The sequence below is a fragment of the Gemmiger formicilis genome, from assembly GCF_016901605.1.
Lineage (GTDB): Bacteria > Bacillota > Clostridia > Oscillospirales > Ruminococcaceae > Gemmiger > Gemmiger formicilis_B.
The window spans coordinates 1-268 of record NZ_JACJKP010000630.1 but is presented as its reverse complement, the minus strand read 5'-3'; the positions used below and the strand labels follow the sequence as shown (position 1 = coordinate 268).

The following is a 268-nucleotide window of genomic DNA, read 5'->3' as shown; positions in this document are numbered from 1 at the left end:
GGAGCTATGGCGAGGTCACTAAACCCGAAACCATCAACTACCGTACCCTGAAGCCGGAGCGCGACGGTCTGTACTGCGAGCGCATTTTTGGACCCACCAAGGACTGGGAATGCCACTGCGGTAAGTACAAGCGCATCCGCTATAAGGGCAAGATCTGCGACAAGTGCGGTGTCGAAGTTACCCGCGCCAAGGTTCGCCGCGAGCGTATGGGCCATATTGAACTGGCCGCGCCCGTGTCTCATATCTGGTATTTCAAGGGCATTCCCAG

Annotated in this window: 1 protein-coding gene; it reads left to right on the top strand. The window is 57.1% G+C overall.

The window, feature by feature from the left end:
- A partial coding sequence (locus H6B10_RS16225; protein WP_204652447.1) for a hypothetical protein occupies window positions 1-268 on the top strand: 268 nt, incomplete at both ends.